Source organism: Kitasatospora sp. NPDC051914, from assembly GCF_040680995.1.
Lineage (GTDB): Bacteria > Actinomycetota > Actinomycetes > Streptomycetales > Streptomycetaceae > Kitasatospora.
This window is the reverse complement of the sequence record NZ_JBFAXX010000051.1, coordinates 1-26,108: the sequence shown is the minus strand read 5'-3', so window position 1 is coordinate 26,108 and position 26,108 is coordinate 1. Positions and strand designations below refer to the sequence as shown.

Annotated in this window: 22 protein-coding genes; 5 read left to right on the top strand and 17 right to left on the bottom strand. The window is 74.2% G+C overall.

Annotated features, from left to right (window positions below):
* The first annotated feature begins 42 nt into the window (after nucleotides 1–42).
* Nucleotides 43–972 carry an aminoglycoside phosphotransferase family protein gene (locus AB0M03_RS28720; RefSeq protein WP_363496187.1) on the top strand — a complete coding sequence of 310 codons (930 nt, stop codon included), beginning with the start codon at nucleotides 43–45 and terminating at the stop codon, nucleotides 970–972.
* Here the strand turns inward: AB0M03_RS28720 and AB0M03_RS28715 are convergent.
* The 9 genes from AB0M03_RS28715 to AB0M03_RS28675 all read right to left on the bottom strand — a co-directional run bounded on the left by AB0M03_RS28715 (nucleotide 945) and on the right by AB0M03_RS28675 (nucleotide 12,582).
* The gene (locus AB0M03_RS28715; protein WP_363496184.1) at nucleotides 945–1,511 is read right to left on the bottom strand and encodes a GNAT family N-acetyltransferase; all 567 of its coding nucleotides are present in this window, start codon (nucleotides 1,509–1,511) and stop codon (nucleotides 945–947) included. The two genes, AB0M03_RS28720 and AB0M03_RS28715, sit on opposite strands and share 28 nt — an antisense overlap.
* Nucleotides 1,512–1,584: 73 nt before the next feature.
* On the bottom strand, nucleotides 1,585–2,460 hold the full coding sequence (locus AB0M03_RS28710) for a GNAT family N-acetyltransferase (protein WP_363496277.1): 876 nt from the start codon (nucleotides 2,458–2,460) through the stop codon (nucleotides 1,585–1,587).
* A gap of 175 nt (nucleotides 2,461–2,635) precedes the next feature.
* Complete coding sequence (gene ispG / locus AB0M03_RS28705) at nucleotides 2,636–3,796, bottom strand: flavodoxin-dependent (E)-4-hydroxy-3-methylbut-2-enyl-diphosphate synthase (RefSeq protein WP_363496181.1); 1,161 nt, start codon at nucleotides 3,794–3,796, stop codon at nucleotides 2,636–2,638.
* 162 nt (nucleotides 3,797–3,958) lie between these two features.
* Complete coding sequence (locus AB0M03_RS28700) at nucleotides 3,959–5,263, bottom strand: site-2 protease family protein (RefSeq protein WP_363496178.1); 1,305 nt, start codon at nucleotides 5,261–5,263, stop codon at nucleotides 3,959–3,961.
* 46 nt (nucleotides 5,264–5,309) lie between these two features.
* The gene (dxr, locus tag AB0M03_RS28695; protein ID WP_363496175.1) at nucleotides 5,310–6,539 is read right to left on the bottom strand and encodes a 1-deoxy-D-xylulose-5-phosphate reductoisomerase; all 1,230 of its coding nucleotides are present in this window, start codon (nucleotides 6,537–6,539) and stop codon (nucleotides 5,310–5,312) included.
* A 55-nt stretch (nucleotides 6,540–6,594) separates the two neighbouring features.
* Nucleotides 6,595–7,002 carry a hypothetical protein gene (locus AB0M03_RS28690; protein ID WP_363496172.1) on the bottom strand — a complete coding sequence of 136 codons (408 nt, stop codon included), beginning with the start codon at nucleotides 7,000–7,002 and terminating at the stop codon, nucleotides 6,595–6,597.
* A gap of 111 nt (nucleotides 7,003–7,113) precedes the next feature.
* Nucleotides 7,114–8,556: an aldehyde dehydrogenase family protein gene (locus AB0M03_RS28685; protein ID WP_363496169.1), complete on the bottom strand. Its 1,443-nt coding sequence runs from the start codon at nucleotides 8,554–8,556 to the stop codon at nucleotides 7,114–7,116.
* Nucleotides 8,557–8,717: 161 nt separating this feature from the next.
* The gene (locus tag AB0M03_RS28680) at nucleotides 8,718–10,283 is read right to left on the bottom strand and encodes a PucR family transcriptional regulator (protein WP_363496166.1); all 1,566 of its coding nucleotides are present in this window, start codon (nucleotides 10,281–10,283) and stop codon (nucleotides 8,718–8,720) included.
* Nucleotides 10,284–10,476: 193 nt separating this feature from the next.
* Entirely contained in the window at nucleotides 10,477–12,582 is a 2,106-nt protein-coding gene (locus AB0M03_RS28675) for an ATP-binding protein (protein ID WP_363496163.1), read from the bottom strand.
* Between the two features lie 227 nt (nucleotides 12,583–12,809).
* On the opposite strand from AB0M03_RS28675, the gene gabT reads away from it, so the two are divergent.
* Nucleotides 12,810–14,150, top strand: coding sequence for a 4-aminobutyrate--2-oxoglutarate transaminase (gabT, locus tag AB0M03_RS28670; RefSeq protein ID WP_363496160.1), 1,341 nt, complete (start codon nucleotides 12,810–12,812; stop codon nucleotides 14,148–14,150).
* A 434-nt stretch (nucleotides 14,151–14,584) separates the two neighbouring features.
* Nucleotides 14,585–15,295 (top strand): phosphatase PAP2 family protein, encoded by a 711-nt coding sequence (locus AB0M03_RS28665; protein WP_363496157.1) that lies wholly within the window; start codon nucleotides 14,585–14,587, stop codon nucleotides 15,293–15,295.
* 3 nt (nucleotides 15,296–15,298) lie between these two features.
* On the opposite strand, the gene AB0M03_RS28660 is transcribed toward AB0M03_RS28665, so the two are convergent.
* Nucleotides 15,299–15,640 (bottom strand): DUF2218 domain-containing protein, encoded by a 342-nt coding sequence (locus AB0M03_RS28660; protein WP_363496154.1) that lies wholly within the window; start codon nucleotides 15,638–15,640, stop codon nucleotides 15,299–15,301.
* Nucleotides 15,641–15,852: 212 nt separating this feature from the next.
* Between AB0M03_RS28660 and AB0M03_RS28655 the strand changes: the two genes are divergently transcribed.
* Nucleotides 15,853–16,392, top strand: a complete 540-nt coding sequence (locus tag AB0M03_RS28655; protein WP_363496151.1) for a MarR family transcriptional regulator — start codon at nucleotides 15,853–15,855, stop codon at nucleotides 16,390–16,392.
* Here AB0M03_RS28655 and AB0M03_RS28650 read toward each other — a convergent pair.
* Complete coding sequence (locus AB0M03_RS28650; RefSeq protein ID WP_363496148.1) at nucleotides 16,295–17,224, bottom strand: EamA family transporter; 930 nt, start codon at nucleotides 17,222–17,224, stop codon at nucleotides 16,295–16,297. The genes AB0M03_RS28655 and AB0M03_RS28650 overlap by 98 nt on opposite strands.
* Before the next feature lie 145 nt (nucleotides 17,225–17,369).
* Between AB0M03_RS28650 and AB0M03_RS28645 the strand changes: the two genes are divergently transcribed.
* Nucleotides 17,370–18,320, top strand: a complete 951-nt coding sequence (locus tag AB0M03_RS28645) for a LysR family transcriptional regulator (RefSeq protein WP_363496145.1) — start codon at nucleotides 17,370–17,372, stop codon at nucleotides 18,318–18,320.
* Between the two features lie 33 nt (nucleotides 18,321–18,353).
* On the opposite strand, the gene AB0M03_RS28640 is transcribed toward AB0M03_RS28645, so the two are convergent.
* From AB0M03_RS28640 to AB0M03_RS28615, 6 genes are all read right to left on the bottom strand, one after another.
* The gene (locus tag AB0M03_RS28640) at nucleotides 18,354–19,073 is read right to left on the bottom strand and encodes a ZIP family metal transporter (RefSeq protein ID WP_363496274.1); all 720 of its coding nucleotides are present in this window, start codon (nucleotides 19,071–19,073) and stop codon (nucleotides 18,354–18,356) included.
* Between the two features lie 157 nt (nucleotides 19,074–19,230).
* Nucleotides 19,231–19,662: a DUF6278 family protein gene (locus tag AB0M03_RS28635; RefSeq protein ID WP_363496142.1), complete on the bottom strand. Its 432-nt coding sequence runs from the start codon at nucleotides 19,660–19,662 to the stop codon at nucleotides 19,231–19,233.
* A gap of 158 nt (nucleotides 19,663–19,820) precedes the next feature.
* Entirely contained in the window at nucleotides 19,821–21,485 is a 1,665-nt protein-coding gene (locus AB0M03_RS28630) for a restriction endonuclease (RefSeq protein WP_363496139.1), read from the bottom strand.
* A gap of 363 nt (nucleotides 21,486–21,848) precedes the next feature.
* Nucleotides 21,849–23,672 (bottom strand): hypothetical protein, encoded by a 1,824-nt coding sequence (locus tag AB0M03_RS28625; protein WP_363496136.1) that lies wholly within the window; start codon nucleotides 23,670–23,672, stop codon nucleotides 21,849–21,851.
* A gap of 159 nt (nucleotides 23,673–23,831) precedes the next feature.
* The gene (locus tag AB0M03_RS28620) at nucleotides 23,832–24,482 is read right to left on the bottom strand and encodes a YigZ family protein (protein ID WP_363496271.1); all 651 of its coding nucleotides are present in this window, start codon (nucleotides 24,480–24,482) and stop codon (nucleotides 23,832–23,834) included.
* Between the two features lie 107 nt (nucleotides 24,483–24,589).
* The gene (locus AB0M03_RS28615) at nucleotides 24,590–25,879 is read right to left on the bottom strand and encodes an aldolase (RefSeq protein WP_363496133.1); all 1,290 of its coding nucleotides are present in this window, start codon (nucleotides 25,877–25,879) and stop codon (nucleotides 24,590–24,592) included.
* Between the last annotated feature and the right edge of the window lie 229 nt (nucleotides 25,880–26,108).

Genomic DNA, 26,108 nt, shown 5'->3' with positions numbered 1-26,108 from the left:
GCGGGCGGCACCACCCCCGGGCGCACCGAGCGAGAGGCCACCATGTCGGCACTGCCAGGGCAGCAGATCACCATTCCCGAGCGGCTCGCGGACACCGTGCAGGCCTGGGAGGGCGAGGCCGGACGGGCCTGGCTGGCGGCGCTGCCCGACCTGGTCGCCGAGTACCTGGACCGCTGGGGGCTGACCCTGGAGCGGATCGCCGACCCGGGCGGGCTGATCAGCCTGGTCGGCTACGTGCACCGGGACGACGACCTGGCGCCGGCCGTGCTCAAGGTCGGGCTGGTGACCGAGGAGACCGCGCAGGAGCACGCCGCACTGCGGCACTGGGCGGGCCGCGGAGCCGTCCTGATGACCGACGCAGACCCGGAGGCCGGGGTGCTGCTGCTGGAGCGGCTGCACGGCGACATCCCGCTGCGCTCGCTCGCCGAGGCCAAGGCGATGCTGGAGGCCACCGCCCTGCTGCACCGGCTGTGGGTGCCGCCGGCCGAGGGGCACCCGTTCCGGCTGGTCGTCGACGTCGCGGCCGGCATGTCCGGGCGGATGGGCGAGCGGCGGGCGCTGCCCGGCGCGGCCGACGCCTCGGCCCTGGTCGACGAGGCGCTGGAGACGGCCGCCGGGCTGATCGCCTCCGAGCCCGAGCGCTTCCTGCTGCACGGCGACTTCCACCACGGCAACGTCCTCGCCGCCGATCGCTCCCCCTGGCTGGCGATCGACCCCAAGCCGGTGGTCGGCGAGCGCGCCTGGGACCTCGCCTGGCTCGCCCGGGACCGGATGGACACCCTGGCCGGCTCCCCCGGCCCGCGCGCGGCCGTCCGGCGCCGACTGCACCAGCTCTCCGACGCGGTCGAGGTCGACCGGGACCGGCTGCGCGGCTGGACGCTGTTCCGCACCGTGGAGGCCGGCCTGTGGAGCCTCTCGGTGGGCGACCGCGAGGCGGCCGAGCTCTACCTGGAGTTCGCCGCCTGGCTGTGAACCGCGGCCAGCGGCAGCCGGGCGCCCATCACCGCGTACGGGCGGACGGTGTTGGGGAAGCGCACGGCGCGGGCCAGGTCGCGGTAGCCGAGGGAGCGGTAGAGCCGGCGGGCCGGGGTCTCCGCGTCGATGGCCGACAGGATGCTGCGGTCCTTGCCGGAGCGCTCGCACAGGCCGCGGATCAGCGCACTGCCCAGGCCCCGGCCCTGGTAGGCGGGCAGCACGTGCAGCTCGGTGACGGCGAAGACGCCGTCCAGCCAGTCGCCGTGGCCGCCGGCCTCCAGGTAGGGCTGGATGACGGTGGACCACCAGTGCTCGCGCGAGTTGGGCATGCCGTAGCCGAAGCCGACCAGCCGGCCGCCGCTCATCGCCCCGAGTGCGTCCACGCCCGGCTGCTGGGCGTGCCGTCCGACGATGTGCAGCCGCACCGCCACCTCCTCGGGCGTCAGCCCGAAGGCCAGCGCCTGGACCTCCAGCGCGTACGGCGCCCAGGCCGCCAAATCGATGACCTCGATCGTCACCTCGGTGAGCTGCTCCATGACCGGGACGTTACTACTCCGGGGCCCGCCGTGACCTGCGAAGACCGGGATCTGCCCGGCCTCCCGGGGAGGGTCAGAACAGGACGCTCATGAAGGCGCCGACCTCGGTGAAACCGACCCGCCGGTAGGAGGCCCTGGCACGCAGGTTGAAGTCGTTCACGTAGAGCGAGACCACGGGGGCGACCTCGCGCAGCGCGATGTCGAGGACGGCGGCCATGCCGGCCTTGGAAAGGCCCTTGCCACGGTGCTCCGGAGCCACCCAGACGCCCTGGATCTGGCAGGCGCCCTCGGTGACCGCGCCGATCTCCGCCTTGAAGAGCACCTCGCCGTCCTCGGAGAAGCGGGCGAAGGAGCGGCCGGCGGAGATCAGCTCGGCGACCCGGGCCTGGTAGAGCAGGCCGCCGTCGCCGGCCAGCGGGGAGATGCCGACCTCCTCGGTGAACATCGCGACGCAGGCGGGCATCAGCGTCTCGATCTCGTTGCGCAGCACCCGCCGTACCAGCGGGTCCGGCTCGATCTCGGCGGAGGGCTCGGTGGCGGCCATCAGCGGCTGGTGGGCGCGGACGTCCCGGGCGGGGCCCCAGCTGCGCTCCAGGAGCGCCCAGAGGGCGGCCGTGGGCCCTGCCGGGCCCACGATCGAGGAGCAGCGGCGGCCCTGCCTGCGGGCGCGCTCGGCGAAGGCCCTGACGGCCTCCGGGCCGGCGTTGACCAGGACGAGGTTGGCGCCCGCGTAGCAGAGCGACTCCAGCCGGCCGTCCTCGTCGTACCAGCCCCACATCTCGCCGCCGAGCCGCCACGGGTCGAGGCCGACCGCCTCGACGCGGGTGGCGACGAAGGCGTTGGCCACCGGGTCCCGGTGCAGGACCTCCAGGGCGTCGTCGAGATCCGGGGCCTCGAGCACCCGGGTGGCCGCCAGGGCACGCGCGACCTGGAAGGGGCCGGGGAGCATCACACCTCGATCGAGCACAGGCACCTCACTAGACACGCCCCACGGGACTTCTGCCGCACCCTACTCCCCCGGGCGGCGCGGCAGGGAACGCGAGGGCCGTCCGTACACCCCCGCTCCCCCGGAGACCGGGGGAGCGGGGGCCGTGCGGACGGCCCGGGTCAGCGTCGGCCGCCGGTCACTCGGCGGCGACCACGACCGGGGCGCCGGACTCGACGCCCTCCTCCTGCATCTGCTCGGCGAGCTTGAGCGCCTCCTCGATGAGGGTCTCGACGATCTTCGACTCGGGGACGGTCTTGATGACCTCGCCCTTGACGAAGATCTGGCCCTTGCCGTTGCCGGAGGCGACGCCGAGGTCGGCCTCGCGGGCCTCGCCGGGGCCGTTGACGACGCAGCCCATGACGGCGACGCGCAGCGGCACCTCCATGCCCTCGAGGCCGGCGGTGACCTCCTCGGCGAGCTTGTAGACGTCGACCTGGGCGCGGCCGCAGGACGGGCAGGAGACGATCTCCAGGCCGCGCTGGCGGAGGTTCAGCGACTCCAGGATCTGGATGCCGACCTTGATCTCCTCGGCCGGCGGGGCGGAGAGGGAGACCCGGATGGTGTCGCCGATGCCCTCGGAGAGCAGCGCGCCGAAGGCGACGGCGGACTTGATGGTGCCCTGGAAGGCGGGGCCGGCCTCGGTGACGCCGAGGTGCAGCGGGTAGTCGCAGGCCGCGGCGAGCTGCCGGTAGGCGTCGATCATCACGACCGGGTCGTTGTGCTTGACCGAGATCTTGATGTCGCGGAAGTCGTGCTCCTCGAAGAGCGAGCACTCCCACAGCGCGGACTCGACCAGCGCCTCGGGGGTGGCCCGGCCGTACTTCTCCAGCAGGCGCTTGTCGAGCGAGCCGGCGTTGACGCCGATCCGGATCGGGACGCCGGCGTCCTTGGCGGCCTTGGCGATCTCGCCGACCTTGTCGTCGAAGGCCTTGATGTTGCCGGGGTTCACCCGGACGGCGGCGCAGCCGGCCTCGATCGCGGCGAAGACGTACTTCGGCTGGAAGTGGATGTCGGCGATCACCGGGATCTGCGACTTCTTGGCGATGATCGGCAGCGCGTCGGCGTCGTCCTGGGAGGGGACGGCGACCCGGACGATCTGGCAGCCGGAGGCGGTGAGCTGCGCGATCTGCTGGAGGGTGGCGTTGACGTCGGAGGTCAGCGTGGTGGTCATCGACTGGACCGAGACCGGGGCGTCGCCGCCGACCGGAACGTTGCCGACCATGATCTGACGCGAGTAGCGGCGCTTGGCGAGCGGCTTGAGCGGCAGGGACGGAATACCGAGCGAGATCGCGGACATGTGCGCAGGGTTCCCCTGGGTGAGGTCGGTGAGCCGGCCGGTTTGCTCTGGCCGGGCCGGGCGCGTCCACGAGGACACGCCCGGCACACAACGGTACGGCACGCCCGTGCGCCCCAGCACATCCGGCCGCGCCGGTGCGGGCCCGGGGGCGCGGGCGGTCGGTCAGTTCAGTTTGACCGGGTTGACCACGTCGGCGGCCATGACCAGGACGGTGAAGCAGATGAAGACCGTCGCGACGACGTAGGCGAAGGGCATCAGCTTGGCGACGTCGAACGGGCCCGGGTCGGGCCGCTTGAGCAGCCCGGCGAGGCGGCGGCGCACCGACTCCCAGACCGCGCCGGCGATGTGCCCGCCGTCCAGCGGCAGCAGCGGCAGCATGTTGAACAGGAAGAGCGAGAGGTTGATGCCGGCCAGCAGCTGGACGAAGAAGGCGATCTGCTGGGTGGCCGGGATGTCCATCGCGAAGACGTCGCCGCCGAGCCGGGCCGCGCCGACCATGCCGATCGGGTCGTCGGTGGAGCGGGGGGTGCCGTCGACGACGGCGTGCCACAGGCCGGGGACCTTGCCGGGCAGGGCGACCAGCGAGGAGACGCCGTGCTCGGCCATCGCGTACATCTCGTGGGTGGACTCGCCGAAGCTCATCCGGACGACGCCGGTGGTCGGGGTGAAGCCGAGGAAGCCGGCGGTGACCGGGTCGCCCTTGACGGTGCGGCCGTCCTCGTCGACCGGGTTCACGGTGTTGCTGGTGATGTCGGCGGTCAGGGTCAGCCGCTGGCCGCCCCGCTCGACGACGATCGGGACCTGCTTGCCCGGCGACTTGCGGATGTCCGCCTGGAGCTGCTTGTAGCTGCGGATCTCGTCGCCGTCGAAGGAGACGAAGCGGTCGCCGGCCCGCAGCCCGGCGACGTTGGCCGGGGACTTGGGCGCGTCGGCGGGGCAGGTGTCGGTCGGCTGGCCGGCCTTCACCACGCACTGGCTGACGGTGGAGACGGTCGGCACCGCGGTCTGCACGCCCATGCCCATGAACAGGAACAGGAACAGCACCACCGACAGGATCAGGTTCATGAACGGGCCGGCGAACATCACGATCACCCGCTGCCAGGGCTTGCGGGTGTAGAAGAGCCGGTGCTCGTCGCCGGGCTGCAGCTCCTCGTAGGAGGCCTCCCGGGCGTCCTCGATCATGGTGCGCCAGGGCGAGCTGCTGCGCTTGGTGACCCGGCCGTCCGCGCCCGGCGGGAACATGCCGATCATCCGGATGTAGCCGCCGAGCGGGATCGCCTTGATGCCGTACTCGGTCTCGCCCTTCTTGCGGGACCAGACGGTCGGGCCGAAGCCGACCATGTACTGCGGGACGCGGATCTTGAACATCTTGGCGGTGGACAGGTGCCCCAGCTCGTGCCACGCGATCGAGAACAGCAGCCCGACCAGGAAGATCAGGATGCCGAGCACCCACATCAGATTGTTCACCGCTCGCCCTCCGCCATGCCGTCGCCGCTCCGCTCGCCGTCCGTCGTCAGCCCGCCGCCAGCTCGCGGGCCCGGGCCCGGGCCCAGTCCTCCGCGTGGAGGACGTCCGCGACGGTGAGCGAAGTTCCCCGCGCGGGGGTGCCGTGCTCGGCGACGACCTTCGCCACAGTGTCCACGATCCCGGTGAAGGGCAGCCGGCCGTCGAGGAAGGCGGCCACGCACTCCTCGTTGGCCGCGTTGAAGACGGCGGGGGCGGTGCCGCCGAGCGTACCGACCTCGCGGGCGAGCGCCACGGCGGGGAAGGCCTCGTCGTCCAGCGGGAAGAACTCCCAGGTCGCGGCCTTCGTCCAGTCGCAGGCGGGGGCGGAGTCAGGGACGCGGTCCGGCCAGCCGAGGCCGAGCGCGATCGGCATCCGCATGTCCGGCGGGCTGGCCTGGGCGAGCGTCGAGCCGTCGGTGAATTCGACCATCGAGTGGACGACCGACTGGGGGTGCACCACGACCTCGATCCGGTCGAAGGGCACGTCGTAGAGCAGGTGCGCCTCGATGACCTCCAGGCCCTTGTTGACCAGGGTCGCCGAGTTGATCGTCACCACCGGGCCCATCGCCCAGGTCGGGTGGGCGAGCGCGTCGGCCGGGGTCACCCCGGCCAGCTCGGCCCGGCTGCGGCCGCGGAACGGGCCGCCGCTCGCGGTCACCACCAGCTTGCGGACCTCGGCCCGGGTGCCGCCGGCCAGCGCCTGGAACAGCGCCGCGTGCTCGGAGTCGACCGGCACGATCTGGCCGGGCGCGGCCACGGCCTTCACCAGCGGGCCGCCGACGATCAGCGACTCCTTGTTGGCGAGCACCAGCACCCGGCCCGCCTCCAGCGCCGCCAGGGTCGGCCGCAGGCCGATCGATCCGGTGATGCCGTTGAGCACCGAGTGGCACTCCGTGGCGGCGAGCTGCGCGGCCGCGTCGGGGCCCGCCAGCACCTCCGGCAGCGGCCGGCCGGCCGCCTTGGCCGCGAGCGCCTCGCGCAGCGCCGGGAGGGCGCCCTCGTCGGCCACCGCCACCGCGCGGACGCCGAGCTGCAGGGCCTGCTCGGCGAGCAGCTCGACCCGGCCGCCGTTGGCGGACAGCGCCACCACGCGGAACCGGTCGGGGTTGCGCAGCACCACGTCGATGGCCTGGGTGCCGATCGATCCGGTGGAGCCGAGGATCACCAGCTCCCTCGGGCCGTCCGGGTCCTGGACCGTCGGGGTGAAGCGGAGCTGGGGGTGGGCGAGCGAGTTCATGCCCCCCATTGTGTCGTGCGGTCGGTGGTACCGGTCGCTGGGTTGTGCCGTACGGCTACTTCCAGGCCCAGATCTTGCCGACCGCCTTCCCGTCCGCGCCGACCTCCCACTCGAAGGCGCCCGCGACGCCCTTGAGGCCGGCGAACTCCGGCGAGTCGCTGCTGTAGACGATGGTGCCGCGCCAGCTGGTGCCGCCGCCCTCGGTGAACGTGCCGACGCCGCCGCCCTGCCAGGAGGCGTGCGCGCCGGTCGGGCTCATGATGACCCCCTGGCCCTCGCCGTACAGCGTGCCGTCGGGGCGCAGCCGCCCGGTGTAGCTGCCCATGTCCTGGACGGTGACGCCGAGCAGCTGGCCGGTGCCCGTGAACGAGGTCTCCACGACGGGCGCCAGCCCGTGGTCGCTGCGGACCACCCGCTGGCCGGTGATCTGTGCCTGTTCCTCTCCGATGAGGTCGCCGAGCATGATCGACCTCCCTTCCTCCCTTTCCGGACTACGCCCCCTCCCCGGGCCTGTCAAGGCAGGCGAACGCCCCGCCACCGGAGGCCGGTGACGGGGCGTCGGGTCGGCAGGACGTCAGAGGTCCAGGCCGGTCAGCACCAGGACGCGCTCGTAGGTGAAGTCGTCCATCGCGTACTTCACGCCCTCGCGGCCGACGCCGGAGTCCTTCACGCCGCCGTACGGCATCTGGTCGGCGCGGTAGGACGGTGCGTCACCGATGATGACGCCGCCGACCTGCAGCTCGCGGTGGGCGCGGAAGGCGGTCTGCACGTCGTGGGTGAACACGCCGGCCTGCAGGCCGAAGGCGGAGTCGTTGACCGCGGCGAAGGCCTCGTCGGTGGAGTTCACCCTGTGCAGCGAGAGCACCGGGCCGAAGACCTCGGCGGTGGCGAGGATCGCGTCGGAGGGCAGGTCCGCGAGCACGGTCGGCGCGTACGCGGCGCCCTCGCGGGTGCCGCCGGTGAGCACCTTGGCGCCCTTGGCGACGGCGTCGTCCACCCACGCCTCGACGCGCTCGGCGGCCTTCTCGTCGACCAGCGGGCCCACGTCCACCGCGTCGTCCGAGGGGTCGCCGGTGACCTGGGCCTCCACCTTGGCGACGACCTTCTCCACCAGCGCGTCGTACACCGAGGCGTCGGCGATCACGCGCTGCACGGAGATGCAGGACTGGCCGCCCTGGTAGTTGGAGAACATCGCGATCCGGGTGGCCGCCCAGTCGAGGTCGGCCTCGGAGGACCAGTCGGCGAGGACCACCGCGGCGGCGTTGCCGCCGAGCTCCAGGGTGACGTGCTTGCGCGGCACCGAGTCCATGATCTGGTAGCCGACCTTGTCGGAACCGGTGAAGGAGACGACCGGCAGGCGCTCGTCCTGGACGAGGGCCGGCATCTTCTCGTTCGGCACCGGCAGGACGCTCCAGGAACCGGCCGGCAGGTCGGTCTCGGCCAGGATCTCGCCGAGGACGAGCGCCGAGATCGGGGTGGCCGGGGCCGGCTTGAGGATGATCGGGGCACCGACCGCGATCGCCGGGGCGACCTTGTGCGCCACCAGGTTCAGCGGGAAGTTGAACGGGGCGATGCCCAGCACCACGCCCTTGGGGAAGCGGCGCACCACCGCGAAGCGGCCCGTGCCGCCCGGGTCGGTGTCCAGGCGCATGGTCTCGCCGTTGGTGCGGCGCGCCTCCTCGGCGGCCCAGCGGAACACCGAGACGGCACGGCCGACCTCGCCGCGCGCCCACTTGATCGGCTTGCCGTTCTCGGCGGTGATCAGCCGGGCGATCTCCTCGGCGCGCTCGGCCAGCCGCTTGGACACGTGGTCCAGCGCGGCCGCGCGGACGTGCGCGGGGGTGGCGGCGAAGGCCGGGGCGACCGCGGCGGCGGCGGCGACCGCCTCCTCGACCTGCGCGTCGGTGGGGACGCTGACCTTGCCGACCAGGCTGCCGTCGAACGAGTGGCGGACCTCGAAGTCCGCGTCGCCGCTCGCCCGGCGGCCGGCCAGCCAGAACTCATGGGTGGTGGTCACGGTCGTACCGGCCCTTTCCTCGGGTGGTGGATACCAGCCCACGGTAGGGCGGCGGACCGGCCGACCGGATTGGACGCCGTGGAGAAGTGCGCGCCCGATTCGGTACGGAACGGCGCACCGACGCACGGGGCTTCCCGAGGACGGGGCTCAGCGCGCGGCGGTCACTCCTCGCCCGCGCGCAGGGCCAGCCACAGCTCCATCCGGACGTCGGTGTCGTCCAGCGAGCGGCCGAGCAGTTCCTCGACCCGGCGCATCCGGTACCGCAGGGTGTGCCGGTGCACGCCCAGGTCGGCGGCGGCCGCGTCCCACTGCCCGTGCCGGGACAGCCAGGCCCGCAGGCTCGCCACCAGGTCGCCGCGGGCCGTCCGGTCGTGCTCGCGCAGCGGCCGCAGCAGCCCCTCGGCGAACGCCGTCACCGCCTCCTCGCCCAGCAGCGGCAGCAGCGAACCGGCGCCGACCTCCTCGTGGTCCACCGAGCGGCGGCCGCCGCGCAGCGCCACCGCCAGCGCCCGCTCGGCCTGCGCGTACGCCGTGCCGGACTCCTCCAGCACGGTCGGCCCGGACACGCCCAGGGCCAGCCCCTCGTGCTCCTCCACCGCACCGAGGCAGGCGCGGTGCGCGGCGCCGTTGTCCTGGGCCAGCACCAGCAGCCGCGGCCCGTGCGCGCCGTCCTCCCGGGACACCAGCAGCCGCTCGCCGACCCGTCCGCCCGCCTGCTCGGCACGGTCGCCGAGCTCGCTCAGCGACTCCGCCGCCTCCGGGCCGGAGCCCGCACCGGCCACCAGCACCCGGACATTGCCCTCCGGCAGGCCGCCGAACAGCCCCGCCGACACCTGCCGCGCCGTCGCCACCTCGCCCGCCAGCACCATGTGCAGCAGCGCCGCGCCCATCCGCTCCTCGGCCTGCCGCAGCTCCCGCGACCGCTCCAGGGTCAGCGTGAGCAGCGCGACCGCCGCGTTCAGCACGTACCGCTCGGTCGGGGTGATCCGGTCCTCGGTACCGACCGCGAGGAAGCCCCGCGGTCGGCGGTCCGCGCCCAGCGACTGGACGACCACGAAGTCCTCGTCCGCCGTGTCGATGCCCGGGGAGCGGCCCTGCAGGGCCGCACTCGACGGTGCCGGGCGGCGGCGCAGCCGGTCCACCTCGGCCGCCAGCCGGCCGGCCCGGCGGGCCGCCCAGTCCGGCGCCACCGCGGACAGCGCACCCGAACCGTCGTACAGCGCCGCCCAGCCGCCCAGCCTGGCGGCCAGCCGGCGGACCACCGCCGTCGTGCCGTCCTTGCCGAGCGCCGCCCGGGTCAGCTCCTCCTGCGCCTCGAAGCTGGTCGTCACCGCCTCGTACTGCTCGGCCGCCAGGGCCGCCGACACCGCCTTGCTGATCGCGATGAACGGCGTCGCCTCCGGCACCCGCAGCAGCGGCAGCCCGCGCTGCGCGGCAGCCTCCACCAGCGCCTGCGGCACCTCGGTGTGCGAGAGGCCCACGCCCAGCCCGAGACCGACCACCCCGGCGTCGGCCAGCCGGTGCACGTACGCCTGCAGCCGGGAGGAGCTCTTGCCGAGCTTGATCCCGGTGGTGAGCAGCAGCTCGCCGCCCTCCAGGAACGGGGTCGGGTCGTCGAGCTCGCTGGTGTGCACCCAGCGAACCTGCCGCTCCAGGTGGTCCGCACCCGCCAGCACGGTCAGATGGAGCGCGGTGTTGCGGACGACGGAGGCGAGTGTGGGGGGCATGGCACCTTCGCTGGTACGACACGGTCGCGCCGTTGCGACCGCGCAGGTGAGGGTTCGGGGGCTCGACTCCCATTATGTACGCCCCGGACAAGCGGCGGCACCGAATCCTCCGCTGCGGAGTCAGGCCCCGACCGGCCCCGGCCGGGGTGAGGTCGACCGTGCCGGGACGCGTCCAGCCGCGCGGCCGGTGCGTTCAGCCGCGCAGGTCCACCAGGAGCGGCGGCACCTGCTCCCCGTCCACCGTCGTCAGCGAGACCACGGCGTGGCCGCTCGGCAGCGCGTGCGCCAGGTCGGACGGCGACCAGCGGTGCCGCTCCACGTCCCGGGTGGTCACCGACTCGGTCTGCGCGGTCGTCCCCGACAGCGCCTTGCGGACGCCCCGGGCCGCCTTGCGCACCAGCCCGCCCGAGGTGTCCGGGGTGTGCGTCACCGCGGTCTCGGTCACCAGGTGCGTGCCCCAGGCCTCGGAGAACAGCCGGCCGTCCCACGGGGCGATCCCGGGGAAGGCCATCCGGCAGCCCACCGCACCGAACAGCGGCGCCCGCAGCGGCTCGGACAGGTCCGCCAGGGTGCGCAGCAGCAGCACCGCACCCGCGTTGGTGCCGCGCATCCGCTGCAGGCCGCGGACGGTGTGCACGTCCACCGCGGCCGAGGCGTCGTCCACCACCAGGCCGGCGAACAGCGACCGCTCGGTGCGGGCCGACGCGGCCTGCACGAACTGCGCCACCACCAGCCGCGACAGCACCCGGGCCACCTCCGGATGGCTGCGCTCCGGCAGCTTCACCCGTACCCGCAGCGGGTGGTCCAGCGCCCGCATCGCGAACGGCGGCAGGCCCCCGGCCGGCCCGCCCGGCACACCCGGGAAGCAGCCCGCGAACACCGGGCGGTCCAGCAGCGCCAGCCGGTCGGCGAGCAGCGCACCGGGATCGTCCGCCCGGCCGTGCTGCCGCTCCCGGTGCTGCAGCTCCGCCTCGTGCACCGCCAACACCCCGGCCGCCTGCAGCGCCTTCCGCAGCACCGCCCAGGCGTCCGGGTCCCCGCCCAGCAGCGCCCGCAGCTCGCGCACCCCCGGGTAGCGGCCGTGCGCGGCGTGGTACGGGCCGACCACCTGCTGCAGCGCCGTCCGGGCGGTCTCCGCGCGCTGCGCCAGCTCGTCCGGCAGCAGCGCGTCGGCCAGCCGGGCCGCGGCCTCGTCCGGGTCCGCGGCCGCGCCGTACAGGTCGAGGCCGTACGGGGAGCGCGGATCGCCCGGCGCGATCACCACGTCGTACCAGGTGTCCGGGCCCAGATCGGCGTCGGCGGCACCGATCACCACCGCACAGGCGGTGCCCGCCAGCGCCTGCAGGCAGAGCGCCTCGGCGACCGGCCGGCCCAGCCGGGCGGTCTTGCCGGTGCCGGCCGGGCCGACCGCCAGCAGCGAGGTGCCGAGCAGCTGCGGGTCCAGGGCGAAGCCGGCGCTGCGGTGCGCGAGCGGGTTCTTCACCACGTTCTGCGCAGTGCCCAGCCGCACCTGACGGGTCAGCAGGTCGTGCCGGCCGGTGCGGCCCGGCAGGTCGCGGGCCCCGGAGGGGTGGGCGCAGGCGGCGGCACCGCGGGCCTCCACCTGCTCGGCGAAGGCGGGCAGCAGGTCGGGGTCGGCCAGCACGGTGTCCCAGGCGTGCCGGATGCGGGCGTAGTCGACATCGCCCAACTGCTCGCCCTCCAACCGCCGCACGGCCTCCGGCGCCCCGGCCCGCACCTCGAACCAGGGATCGGCGGAGTGGGTCCGGCCGACGGCATCGATACCGCCCTCGGAGGCCTCCTGCGTGACGGTGCGGGCGAGCAGCGGCGCGGCGTACCTGCGGAACACCTCCGTCCAACGGCCCATCCGGCCGAAGTACCGGACCACGAGAAGGATCATGAGGACGTTGACGGCGAGGGCCACGAGATCGCGCTGGCCCGCCGGCACGACGTACTGGAAGCGCCCCTGTCCGAGGTCGATCCGGCTGCCGATCTCGAACTTGTCGACCGCATAGGCGATGAGGTTCAGGCAGAGCGCCCGCCCGTAGATGAAAACCAGCCAGCCGACCACCAGGTTCAGGGCCGCGCGCGTCAGGAGCGGGCCGGGTGGGACGGTGGCCTGTTCGGTGCGGGTCTCGTCCTGGGGGCGGTAGCCGAGGCGGAAGATGCCGGGCGGGGTCTCGGGGCGGGGCTCGGCGGCCCAGGCCGCGAGGTCGAAGGGGAGGTGCCGCTGCGGGGGGACGGCCGATGTCCGCTGTGCCTGTGCGGCCTGCCGCCCGTGTGTGCCGTCCAGTCCCATCCCGGCCCCGCTCCCTGTCCCACCACCGGCATTGCCATACCCATGCCGCCGGTCCGGCGACACGCCCGCGCTCAATGTAGTGGAGCAGGGGCGCGCGATCCCTGATCTCCGTGCGCTGGCCGCGCCGGACAATTCCGGACGGTCCACTGCTACCGAGTGGCGCATGCCCGGGCCCCGGGCGCCGCCGTAGCCTTCGAGGACCGCGCCTTGAGATTTGGAGAACCGCCATGAGCGCTGCAACCCCGCTCCCGCAGGAGCGCCGCCTGGTCACCGCGATCCCCGGCCCGAAGTCGCAGGAGCTGCAGGCTCGCAAGCTCGGCGCGGTGGCCGCCGGTGTCGGCACGACCCTTCCCGTGTACGTGGCCCGCGCCAACGGCGGCGTGCTGGAGGACGTGGACGGCAACAGCCTGATCGACTTCGGTTCCGGCATCGCCGTGACCAACGTCGGCAACAGCGCCGAGGCGGTCGTCGCCAAGGCGTCGGAGCAGCTCGCCGCGTTCACCCACACCTGTTTCATGGTGACCCCGTACGAGGGCTACGTGGCGGTGGCGGAGCAGCTGAACGAGCTGACCCCGGGCGACCACGAGAAGCGGACCGCGCTGTTCAACTCCGGCGCCGAGGCCGTCGAGAACGCGGTGAAGATCGCCCGCGTGTACACCAAGCGCACCGCCGTCGTGGTGTTCGACCACGGTTACCACGGCCGCACCAACCTCACCATGGGCCTGACGGCGAAGAACATGCCGTACAAGCAGGGCTTCGGTCCGTTCGCCCCCGAGATCTACCGCGTGCCGGTCGCCTACCCGTACCGCTGGCTGACCGGTGCGGAGAACTGCGCCGCCGAGGCCGCAGCCCAGGCGATCGACATGATCAACAAGCAGATCGGCGCCGAGAACGTCGCGGCGATCATCATCGAGCCGATCCAGGGCGAGGGCGGCTTCATCGAGCCGGCCAAGGGCTTCCTGCCGGCGATCGTGGAGTACGCGAAGGCCAACGGCATCGTCTTCGTCGCGGACGAGATCCAGACCGGCTTCTGCCGCACCGGCCAGTGGTTCGCCTGCGAGGACGAGGGCATCGTCCCGGACCTGATCACCACCGCCAAGGGCATCGCCGGCGGTCTGCCGCTGGCCGCCGTGACCGGCCGCGCCGAGATCATGGACGCCGCGCACGCGGGCGGCCTGGGCGGCACCTACGGCGGCAACCCGGTGGCCTGCGCCGCCGCGCTCGGCTCGATCGAGACCATGAAGGAGCTGGACCTCAACGCCAAGGCGCAGCGCATCGGCGAGGTCATGCTGGGCCGCCTGCGCGCGATGCAGGAGAAGTTCGACGTGATCGGCGAGGTCCGCGGCCGCGGCGCGATGATCGCGATCGAGCTGGTCAAGCCGGGCACCAAGGAGCCCAACCCGGAGATCACCGCCGCCGTGGCGAAGGCCTGCCACGCCGAGGGCCTGGTCGTGCTGACCGCCGGCACCTACGGCAACGTGCTGCGCTTCCTGCCGCCGCTGGTGATGCCGGAGCACCTGCTCAACGAGGGCCTGGACATCATCGAGGGCGCCTTCGCCCGCGCCTGACGGTCCCGGGGCGGTGGACAGCGCACAGCGCCCCGCTGCGAGCGGCCCGGTCCGACCTGGACCGGGCCGCTCGGCGTTCCGTCGCCCTTTCGGCACCGGCGGGCCCTCCGGCTCGAGGCGGGCTTCCGGGCTGCGCGGGGCCCGGGCGGCCGGACGGGTACTGCAGCGTGGAGGTTGTACTCCCAGTGGTGAAGATGCTGTGCGAAACCACTTGCGCATCTCTGCCCGGCACCGCCTTTGACGTACTGTCATGACAGATGGACAGCGAGCCGCAACCCTTAGCGACATCCTCTGCCGCCCCGGCACTGGCGGCTGAGCATCCAGACCGATCGACCGACCGCCCGGCCCACACCCCCCGGGCCGCGCGGAGCGGCGATCACCTCGGCCGCCCCGGAGCTCTCCCCCCTGCTCCGGGGCGGCTTTCGTCTTTTGTCGTGCCCGCGACGTTTGCGGTGGTGCTGGCGGCCGTCTCCTGGCAGGTCTCGGTGGACGGCCCCCTGCTGGGCGTGGACACCGGCACTCGGCACGCGGTGCGCGAGCTCCGCCACCTGCTGCACAGCACCCTGGTCAACCACCTGGGCGCGGCCCTGTCCGACCTCGGCGGCTCGGTGCCGGCCGTGCCGGTGCTGCTGGCCGCTGCGGTGCTCACGGCGGTGCGGCGGAGGCGCAGCGGCACGCCGTCCCGCTGGTGGCTGCCGCTGCCGGCTGCGGTGGCGGCCACGGCGCTGGTCCCGCTGCTGGTGGTGCCGGCCAAGGCCTGGTTCGCCCGGCCCGGCCCGTACGGGCAGCCGCTCTCCCCCGACCAGTGGGGCTGGTACCCGTCCGGGCACACGGCGACCTCGGCGATCGCCTACGGCACCGCGGCCCTGCTGCTCGGCGGCACCCTGGCCGCCGATGCACGTCCGCTGCTGTACACCGGCACCGCGCTGCTCTGCCTCGGGGTCGGCTGCGGGCTGGTGTGGAGCGACTACCACTGGCTGCTGGACGTGCTGGCCAGCTGGTGCCTGGCCGGCCTGGTCCTCTGGGCCGGCGCGCGGCTGCTCGCACGACTGCTCCCCCGCTGCACGCCCAACGACGGCCCCGGCACGGCCGGCCCCGACTGGACGGCCGGGCGGGCCGGCGGCTCCGGGCGGGGCGGAGGCTGAGGGTCACCCGCCGGCGGGGGGCTCCTCCTGGTTGCGGTGGACGAGGCCGGGCTCGCCGTGGTCGCGGTGCCACTCGACGACGAGTTCGTCGCGGGCGCCGAAGCGGACGAGGTGACGGCCGACCACGTCCTCGAGGTCGGCGAGGCGGTCGGCCTCCCCCTCGACGGCGAGGAGCAGGCCGCCGGGCTCGGCGACGAGATCGGCGGTGCCGAAGGAGAAGGCGACGCTGCCGCGGCCCTCCTCCTCGGACCACTCGGCCTGCACCTTCCGGCCGAGATGGGAGGCGAGCTGCTTGCCGTAGCGGGCGGGGCGGTCGGTGGCGACACGGGCTCGGGATCGGGACACGGGTCCTCCGGGAGGCTTGCGGGAAGGGATACCGGCGGGAAAGGCGCACGGGCAGGCAGAACGGCAGGAGCCGCACAGCGCGCCTCACCCTCCTACGCTAGACCGAATAGTGAGTCAGGCTCAACAAGTTATCGGAGCGAGACGGCGGCTCCCCGATAGCCTGGCCCCGCGCCCCGGGCCCGGGCCGGGGCAGTCCGAGCCGGGAGCCCGCCATGACCACGCCGCCGACCGCCGACACCGCAGCGGAACTCGCCGATGCGCTGACCCGGGCGATGAAACGCATCCGGCGGCAGACCGTGCAGCGCCTCGAGCCGTACGGCATCACCCCTGCCCAGGCCCGCGCCCTGCGCACCCTCGCCCACGCCGAGGGACACACCCGGGACCACGGCAACGGCCGCGACGGCGCGTGCAGCCGCGAGGCGGAGTCCGAGAGCTCACCGATGCGGCTCAGCGCGCTGGCCGACCGGCTGCGCATCGCCCCGCGCTCGGCCACCGCCGTGGTGGACGCCCTGGAGGAGGCCGGCCTGGCCGCCCGTACGCCGGACCCGGCCGACCGCCGGGCCGTCCGCGTCGTGCTGACCGACCGGGGGCGGGGAGCGCTGGAGCGGATCGGGCAGATCCGGCACGAGGTCGCCCAGGAGTACTTCGGCGCGGTCAGCCGCCTTGACCAGGAGGCACTGCTGCAGGCACTGCGGGCCGCCGAGGCCGCGTACGAGGCAGCCTCGCCGCCCAGCCGGGACGCAGCGCGGTGAGCCCGATCCCGGCGATCACCAGCACGGCCGCCGCGCCCGCCGTGAGGCTGAACCGCTCCCCCAGCAGCAGCCAGGCCGAGGACATCCCGAAGACCGGCACCAGCAGCGAGTAGGGCGCCACCGCGGAGGCGTCGTAGCGGCGCAGCAGGTGGCTCCAGCCGACGAAGCCGAACAGCGTGGAGACCAGTCCGACGTAGGCGATGGCCCCCACCCCGGCGGCGGAGATGTCGGCCAGTGCGCGCAGGTCCTGCTGCGGCCCCTCGACGAGCAGCGAGAGGGCGAGCAGCGGCAGCGGGGGCACGGCGCTCACCCAGACCATCCAGCGCAGCGCGTCCGGCGGGGCGGCCCTGCGGGTCAGCACGTTGGACAGGCCCCAGAACGCCGCCGATGCGATGACCAGCGCGAAAGCGCCGGCCGGGCCGCCCGGGCCGTGGTCCGCGGCGGCCAGGCCGATGCCGGCGAAGGCGACGGCGAGCCCCGCGACGCGCTGCCCGGTCGGCCGCTCGCGCAGCAGGGCCGCGGCGAACAGCGCGGTGAAGACGGCCTGGCTCTGCAGCACCAGCGAGGACAGGCCGGCAGGCATGCCGGCGTGCATGCCGAGGAACAGCAGCCCGAACTTGGCGACGCCCAGCGTGCAGCCGACCGCGACCACCCAGCGCCACGGCACCTTCGGCGGGCCGACGAGGAAGACCGCCGGCACGGCCACCACCGCGAACCGCAGCGCGCAGAACAGCAGGGGCGGGAAGTTCTCCAGCCCGACGTGGATCAGCACGAAGTTCAGACCCCAAACGGCGGCGATCAGCACCGCCAGGGCGATGTGACGGGATGTCATGACCGCGGCGGATGGGACAGTGGCGGAGGGGGCAGTGATGGAGTCGGTGGTCGCTGGCATGCATCGAGCCTGAGGGGCACGCACCGTGTAGCACCAGCGATGAATTCTGAACCGAACCGTTCAGCATTGCTTTAGCATGGCCGCCATGTTGGATCTCGGCAGGCTGCGCGCGCTGCACGCGGTCGCGGTGCACGGCTCGGTCGGCGGCGCGGCCGCCGCCCTCGGATTCACTCCCTCGGCGGTCTCGCAGCAGATCTCCAAACTGGAGCGCGAGACCCGCACGGTGCTGCTGGAACGCCAGGGCCGGGGCGTGGTGCTCACCGACGCCGCCGTCCGCCTGGCCGACACGGCGCGACAACTGCTCGCGCTCGTCGAGCAGGCCGAGGTGACGCTGGAGGAGCGGCGCGGCCAGGCCGTCGGCCGGCTGCTGGTCGCCTCCTTCGCGACCGGCGCCCGCGGGCTGATGCCGGGCGCCCTGACGGACCTGCGGGAACGCTGCCCCGACCTGGACGTCCGGCTGCTGGAGTGCGACCCGTACCCGGCCGCCGACCTGGTGGCCCGAGGCGAGGTCGACCTCGCCCTGGTGCAGGACTGGCCCACCGTGCCGCTGCCCGTCCAGGACGGACTTTCCCGCCTCGACCTCGGCCTCGACCCGGTCGACCTGCTGCTGCGCGCCGAGCACCCGCTCGCCGCCCTCGGCACCGTGCCGGTGGCCGAGCTCCTCGGGCAGCGCTGGATCAGCGTGCCGCCCGGCAACATCTGCCACGACTGGCTGGTACGGACGCTCCGCGAGGCCGGCGAGGAGCCCGACGTGCTCTACCAGGTCGGCGAGTTCGAGACGCAGATCGCCCTGGTCGAGGCCGGGCTCGGGCTCGGCCTCGTCCCCCGGCTCGGCCGGGCCGCCCTGCCGCCGGGCGTGGTCGCCCGGCCGGTCTCCCCCGAGCCCGCCCGGCGGGTGTACGCGCTGTGGCGCACCCAGGCCTCCCGACGGCCCGCGATCACCGCCGCGCTGCTGGCGATGCGGGAGAGGTGGGCCGCCGTGGAGGCCGCCTCCGCGGTGGTGGGCGGACCGGACACCGGACCTGCGGGCCCCTGACGTTCCCCGGGCCGGCGTCCGGCCCGGGCGGGCTCAGTCCGCGAAGCCGATCACCAGCCACATGAAGCCCACACCGAGCAGCGTGCACAGCAGGGTGGTGCGGGACGGGTGCGGGCTGTGCGCCTCCGGCAGGATGTCCGAGGTCGCGAGGTACAGCAGGAAACCGGCGAAGAACCCGAGGTAGAGGCCGAGCACCTGCTCCGGGATGGTGAAGAGCAGGGTGATCGCCGCACCGGTGATCGGCGCCAGCGCGTCCGCGGCCAACAGGGTCAGGGCGCGGCGGCGGTCGTTCCCGTACATCCGGGTGATCGTGTACGTGTTGAAGCCGTCGGCGAAGTCGTGGGCCACCACCGCTATCGCCACCACCGTGCCGACGGTGGTACCGGCCTGGAAGGCCGCGCCGATCGCGAAGCCGTCCATCAGGCTGTGCCCGACCAGGGCGCCGGCCGCGGTCAGGCCGATGCCCTGGCGGCCGTGGTCGTGCCGATCGTGACCGTGGCTGTGCGCGGCGTACTCGCCCTCGTGACCCCGGTGGATCGCCACGGCACGCTCGATGATGTGGATCGTCAGGAACCCGGCCGCGAACATCAGCAGGGCCTGCGGAACGCCGTGCACCTCGTCGGGCGCGGCCCGGACCGCCTCCGGCAGCAGGTCGAAGGCGACCACGCCCAGCATCAGCCCGGCGGCGAACCCGAGCACCAGGTGCCGCCGGTCGCCGGTGCGCTGCGCCACCCAGCCGCCGATCAGGGTCATCAGGAAGGCGGCGGCCGCCACTGCGATCGCGGTCACCGGGGAGCCTCCGTGCGTGCCGCTCCGCCGGTGGGGCCGGGCTCAGGTCTTGCGGATGCGGGCCCTGCGGGTACGGGCCCTGCGGGCGTGGGAGCGGGAGCGGCGGGGAGGAGGACGGGGGTCAACCGTCGGTCGCGGCGAGGTAGGCGGCGGCCAGCTGGGGCGAGCCCTCGACCGCCCAGCCGTGGCCGATCGCCGTGACGTCGAGCTCGCGGCCGCCGGGGAGCACCACCAGCGGGCGGTCGTGTTCGTCGAGCCGCCAGGCCGTGCCGGGGACGGTGCGGTGCAGCACCGTGCCGAGGTAGAGGCCCGCGTCGTTGCCCAGCCACTCGGAGACCTCCGGATCGTCGCGCCAGCGCGGCAGCAGCTGGTCGAGGTCGGTCAACGACGACACCCCGTCGTCGAGCTGCACGCCCGACTCGCCGGCCAGCTCGCGCAGCAGCCCGCACTCGGCGAGCAGGTCGGCCATCGTCGCCTCGTCCGGCTGCGGTGGGGTGCCGTCCGGACGGCGGCCGTGTCGGGCGCGCCACCGGTCCATGAACCCGATTCCCATCCCTCCAGCCTGACAGGGCGACCGGGTCGGTGCAGCCGCCACCCGCCGACCGCGCACAGCGGCGGACGGCGGGCGGCAGCGGCAGGCAGCGGGCAGCCGGGGGCGGCAGCGGGAGCAGGATGCACCGGGTGGTCGGCCAGGCCGGCCGGGCCCTGTGCTCAGCCGACCGCCAGGGGCAGCCCGAGATGGGTCCTGGACAGCTCCTGGACGCCCCCGCCGTCGATCAGGTGGATGCGCCGGTAGCCCTCCTCGGCCGCCAGGTCGAGTGCGGCCTCCCCGAACCGGCCGGTGGTGAGGCGCAGCCCGCGCTCGGCACCCTCCTCACGGACCGCCTCGGCCAGGGTGCGGAGCTCCTCCTCGGCCACCGGCTCGGTGTTGCGGGACGCCCACACCACCCAGCGGCCCGGCAGGGCGCTGTCCGGTGCGCCCTCGGCGGTGGCGACCAGCCCGGCCGGACCGCGCAGCCGCACGCTCCACGCGGCCAGGCCCCCGCGGGTCAGCAGCTCCCGGACGAGCTGCGCGAACTCGTTGGGCGACAGCTCGGCCGCGGACGGCACCGTCGAACCCGCCGTGCCATTGGGCACCACCGGCAGCGGCCCGTACGGGTCCGGCGTGACCACGGCGGACAGCTCGCGCAGCCGGACGAGCGCCTCGTCCTGCTCGGCATCGGCGTAGATCCCCTGGACCAGTTCGTCGTCCTCGTCGCCCGGCACGGTTGCGCCGACCGGCTCGGCCACCAGACGGGTGCGGGCGAGTGCGTCCCGGTCGGCGTCCACGCTGAGCAGGCAGACCGGGGCGGCGCCGGGCCGACGCAGCCAGCCGTTGAACACGACACCGGCAAGGATCTCGTCGGTGTCGACGGCGTCGGCGGCCTGCAGGGCGCGCAGGGCGAGGCGGGCGGCGAGCCGCAGGTAGTCGGAGGCGCGGTCGGCGGGGGCCCGCGGCACGGGCTCGGGCTCGCCGCCGTCGCCGAGGCGGTATCCGGAGAGCGAGGGCACCACGTCGAGCGGCGGCAGGTCGAGATCGAGGACGGCCGTCCTGGTGAGCGGGCGGAACAGCGCCCGGCAGGGGGCGGGGAGGTCCCGGGTGGTGGCTTCGGCGGCGGCCAAGGCGCGCTCCAGCAGCGACTCCACGGCGGCCGGTTCGGACAGCCGGTAGGCGCGCCGACACTCCTCCAGGCTCTGGTTGTACTCCTGGACGGCCCGGGCCCGGGCCTGCTCGGCCTGCTCGTGGGCGCTCCGGGCGGCCCTGGTCTCGGCCGCGGCGCCCTCGGCCTGCCGGGCGCGCCACTCGCGGAGGTCGCGCTGGTGGCGCAGCCGGGCCTGGGCGAGTTCGCGCTGGTAGCCGGAGTCGAGCAGCCGGCGGGAGGCCGGCTCGTCGGGGTCGGCGGCGGGCGGCTCTGCCGGGGCGTAGTCGGCCCAGCGCGGCTCGGCCTCGGCGGGGTGGTCGTCGGTGCCCGCCGGGAAGGGCCGCGGTTCGTAGGTGCGCAGCTGGCTCTCGAAGTCCATGGCGGAGACCGGCAGTGCGGCCCTGCGGAGCAGGTCGGCGAGGTGCTCGTGCTGGGCCCGCACGGTGAGCGTCCGATGGTGGGTCAGGGCGGCTGCGCGGCCGTGCGCGGCAACCACGTCCTCCTCCGGCGCCCCGCCAGAGGTTTCGGAGGGTGCGTCGGCGAAGGCATCGACGGGGGCTTCGGCCCCGAGGTCCCGGAAGAGTGTGGCGAGGAATCCGGCCTGCAGCGGTGCGGGTGCCTCCTGGACGGGTTGGGTGCCGGATGCCCGGGCCGACGGGACGGCGTCCGGGCGGCTGTCGGGTGAATGCTGCATCAGCGGTCGATCCCCCACTACGTCACTGCGCGTCCGGCGAGGCCGCGTGGGCCCGGACCAGCCCGCACGCGCTCGCAGGGGTCGCTCGGCCACGGCCCCCGTCCAGCATTGTCCACCGTTCGGATGCACGGGTCAGCCAACACTTGCGAGTTGGCCAGGTGGGCGTCCCGTCCCACTCACCCGACGGGGTGTCTGCGGGACGGGACGCTGCGAGGGTGACGCCCGGTGCGGGGGCGCGGACCGACGGCGGTCGGGGCCGGCAAGGGGTCAGCTCGGAAGGGGTCGGCTCGGAAAGGGAGTCGGGTTGGCAACGGGGTCGGTTCGGTAGGGGGTCCGTTCGGTGGGGAGGGCCGGGCCGGACGGTCAGTTGGTCCGGGTGTTGGTCAGATGCTGGCCGATGTAGCCGACATAGATGCGCCCACTGCCGGAACAGTCGTCGAGGTAGTGCAGCCGCGGAGCCGTGGAACCGCCGCCGATCCGCAGGTGGGCGCCCATGAACGCGCGCCGCGAGACATCCACGCAGGACGGCACCGGGAGCATCCGCTCACGCTTCCACTTGGCATGGCTCTCGACCGTACGGGACTCCCAGCGGACCGCTTTGCGCGGCGGGAAGTGGTGGCATCCCGGCGGTGTGTGTTCGCACCACTGCTTGAAGTCGCCGCCGGCCTCTCCGCGGACGGCCGCGGCTGCGTACTCCTGAAGGGCCGTCAGGCCGTCCCAGGTGAGCCTCGCCCAGCCGGCGCCGTCGGGCTGGCCGTCCAGGGCGATCGTCTCCTTCTCGTCCCCGGTGAATTCCAGCAGCGGGAACTCCGCGAACCGGCCGACCAGCTCGCCGAAGCTGGCGGGAAAGATGCCCTTGTCCGCCGAGGCGTCCATCGACAGCCTGGCGAACTCCGCGTGGGCCGGGGCGATCAGGGCAGCGGCCGGCGGGAGTCCGGGCCCGGCACCCGCCGCGGCGAGCGGAGCGGGCACGGAACACAGCCGCCCGCCGGAGCGGCCCGGCCGCTGCACGGTGCGGCGGCGGCGCTGCTCGTCGGCCCGGGTGCGCGGCCCTTCGCTGCCGGGCTTCGGACGGACCGGGCGACGGAACTCCTCCGGCACGACCAGCGGGGGGATCGCGGCGAGCGGTGCCGGCCGGGGCAGTTCGGCTGCGATCCGGCGGGGCTCGCGGGCGAGCAACGCGGCCGCCCGCCTGGTGTCCTCCTGCATCCGCTGCCTGGCGAGCACCTGGTGGCGGCCGGCGTCGGCCCGGGAAGCAGGGTCGACCTCGGGGAGGAAGGTGCGCACCGCTCCGCCGTACACCTTGTGGTACTCGAACGCGACGTTGAACAGCGGCAGTGCGGCATGGTCGAGGACGTACAGCGAGGCAAGACCCGTCACCTGCTGCAGGACGGGCCGGACCTGCTCGGCCAGCCACTCCTCCAGCGGAGTGGAGGTGGGCACGCTCACCACCACGGCGGCCAGGCGGCGCTCCGGGTCGCAGAGACGGTCGATCAGGTCGTCCACCTCTGCGGGTGTCACGACGGCCGGTTGGGCGGTGAGGGCTGCCGGACCGTCGGTGGCATCCAGCAGCGGAAGCAATATCCGGGCGACCTCCGGCACGGGCACCCTGCCGGGGCCGCTGAGCTGTGAGCCGGACGCGAGGTACTCGGCCTCCAGGCGGAGCACGACGCCTTCGGCGGCGCCGTCGGCTCCCGTGCCGGCCGCATCGGCGGTGCAGCCGGAGGCGAGGGTGATGGTCAGCAGGTGGGTGCGGTGCGGGCCGGCGGGGGTGCGCAGCCTGCGGTGGGCGTAGTGGCCGGTGGCAGGGGGCTGATCGGAACCACGGGGCGCGGGTGCCGTCGCGGCTTCGGGGGTGTCAGTGATGGGCGAGGGAACGGCGGCCGGACCGGCAACGAGCAGGCGCCCGGTATCCCGGTCGAGCAGCACCCGTTCGCCGAGTCTCAGGCGTTCGGCGCCCGGGCCGCGGGCGGCCGACGGCTCGTCGTGGCCTTCCTGTTTGAGCCAGGCGGCGAGCGCCTCGTCCACCAGGGCCACGACGTCGTCGAAAGGCAGCGGCGTGGCGACGGTCATCCGGTAGGGGGTTGCGCGGTCGGACGGGGCGGCCTGGCGGGGCAGGCCCTGCGTGTCGGCCGATCGGCGGGTTTCGGCTGGTCGGCCGGAGGTCGGGGCGTGGTCGGAAGTCATGCTCGGTACCTCCCGTGGTGCGGTGGGGTCTGCGGTCCTCCATCGATGGGTGGGTTGTCCGGCATCGGCCGGCGGGTGCCGGCGCGACGTCCTTGTGCTGGAAACGGAAGGGCCCGGAGCGGAAGTTCCGCCTCCGGGCATGGTTAATTCGTTCGAGTGTCACTCGATCGGAAACTCGATGTGGCTCCACCCCGCCGGAACCGCCTCCGAGGCACCGCCGGTGGCCTCCGCCAGCCAGGCGTGAAAGTCCGTCACCCCGGCCTCGGGGACGCCGACTTCGATCCGCACCCCGGCGGCCTCGTACGCCAGGTCGCGGACCTCGTAGCCGGCGGCGCGGAGATCGTTCCCGAGCCGCCCGGCCCTGGTGTGATCGGCGGACACCTCGAAGAGCGCGACCGGGCGGCGCTCCAGCAGCCCGACCGCGTCCACCGCCTCGGACACCGCGCTGCCGTAGGCCCGCACCAGCCCGCCCGCGCCGAGCTTGATGCCGCCGAAGTAGCGGGTCACCACGGCCACCGTGTCGGTCAGTCCCCGTCGGCGGAGCACCTCGAGCATCGGCACGCCCGCCGTACCGCTCGGCTCGCCGTCGTCGTTGGAGCGCTCGCGCCGCTGCTCGTCACCGACCACGAAGGCGGTGCAGTTGTGCCGGGCGTCCCAGTACTCCTTGCGGACGGCCGCGATGAAGACCTGGGCCTCGTCCTCGTCGGCGACGCGTGCGAGGTGGCAGATGAAGCGGGACTTCTTGATCTCGATCTCGTGGCTGCCGGAGCCCCGGACGGTCAGGTACGGCTTCGGGCTGGGCTGCGACATGGCGCGGCAGGTCTCCGGAGGGGCGGGCGGGGCGGGCGCGGTGCGCCTGCGCATGGCCCAGCTAGCCTAACCGCCGGGGTCCCGCGCCCCGCCGCCCCGGGATGGGGTCAGCGTCCGGCGAGGGCGTCCAGCGCGGCCCGGTCGAGGCCGGTGAGCCGGGTGACCTCGGACGGGTCGACCGCCCCGCAGTCCAGCCCGCGCAACAGGTAGCCGCTGAGGGCACGGGCGGTGGCCGGCTCGTCCATCACGTCGCCGCCGGACTTGGCCACGTAGGCGGCGAGCCGGACGGAGGCCGCCTCCAGGCCCTCGCGGTAGAAGGCGTAGACCGCGGCGTACCGGGTGGGCAGGTGGGCGGGGTGCATGTCCCAGCCTTGGTAGTAGGCGCGGGCCAGCGAGCGGCGGACGAGGCCGTGGTGCAGCCGCCAGGCCGCGTGGACCTGCTCGGTGGAACCGGTCGGAACGACGTTGGTGGAGCCGTCCGACAGCCGCACGCCCGTGCCCGCCGCGGCGACCTGCATCACGGCCTTGGCGTGGTCGGCCACCGGGTGGTCCATGCTCTGGTAGGCGGCGCTGACCCCGCAGGCCGCGCTGTAGTCGAAGGTGCCGTAGTGCAGGCCGGTGGCACGGCCCTCGGCAGCGTCGATCATCCGGGCGACGGTGGCGCGGCCGTCCGGGCCGAGGATCGCCTGGGTGGTCTCGATCTGGATCTCGAAGCCGAGCCGCCCGGCCGGCAGGCCCGCCCGCTGCTCGAAGTCCTCCAGCAGCCGGACGAGCGCGGTGACCTGCTCCGCGTAGGTGACCTTCGGCAGGGTGAGCACGAGACCGTCGGGCAGCCCGCCCTCGGCGAGGAGCGTGGCCAGGAACAGCTCCAGCGTGCGGATGCCCCGGTCGCGGACGGCCGCCTCCATGCACTTGATCCGGATACCGATGTACGGCGGGGCGCTGTCCGCGGCCACTGCCGCGGCGACCAGGCGGGCGGCCCGGACGGCGGCCTCGTCCTCCTCGGCGTCCGGGCGCGGACCGTAGCCGTCCTCGAAGTCGACCCGGAGGTCCTCGACGGGCTCGCGCTCCAGCTTGGCCCGGACCCGGGCGTGCACATCGGCGAGCAGCCCGTCCGCCGGGACGCCCAGCGCCCGGGCGAGCTGCTCGGGGGTCGCAGCGTGCGTGTCGAAGGCCTCCAGGGCCTGCCGGCCCCAGTCGCGTACGGTGTCGGCGCCGAAGGCGTCGGCCGGGACGTAGACGGTGTGGACGGGCTGCCGGCTGCCCGAGTCGCCGGGGTAACGGCGGGCCAGCTCGGCGTCGACCGGCGCCAGCAGTGCCGCCACGGCGGCGCGCGCCGCCTCGGAGAACGAGGGCCCGCCCGCGGGCACGGTGCCGTCCAGCTCGACCTGGGCCATCAGAACTCCTCCACGACGCGCCGGAGCAACACCGCAACGACGCTTCAACAAATTGTTGATGTGAAAGTAGTGTCAGCGGCGGCAAGGCGTCAATGCCGGCCCACCAGACGGACGCGTCCTGCCACCCCCGGGGGGGGCGGCCGCGCCCCGGCGCAGCAGGGCGGCCCGCCCCCGCGCGCCTAACCCCCGCCCCCCCCCCCCCCCCCCGGGCGGCCCCCCCCAACCCCAT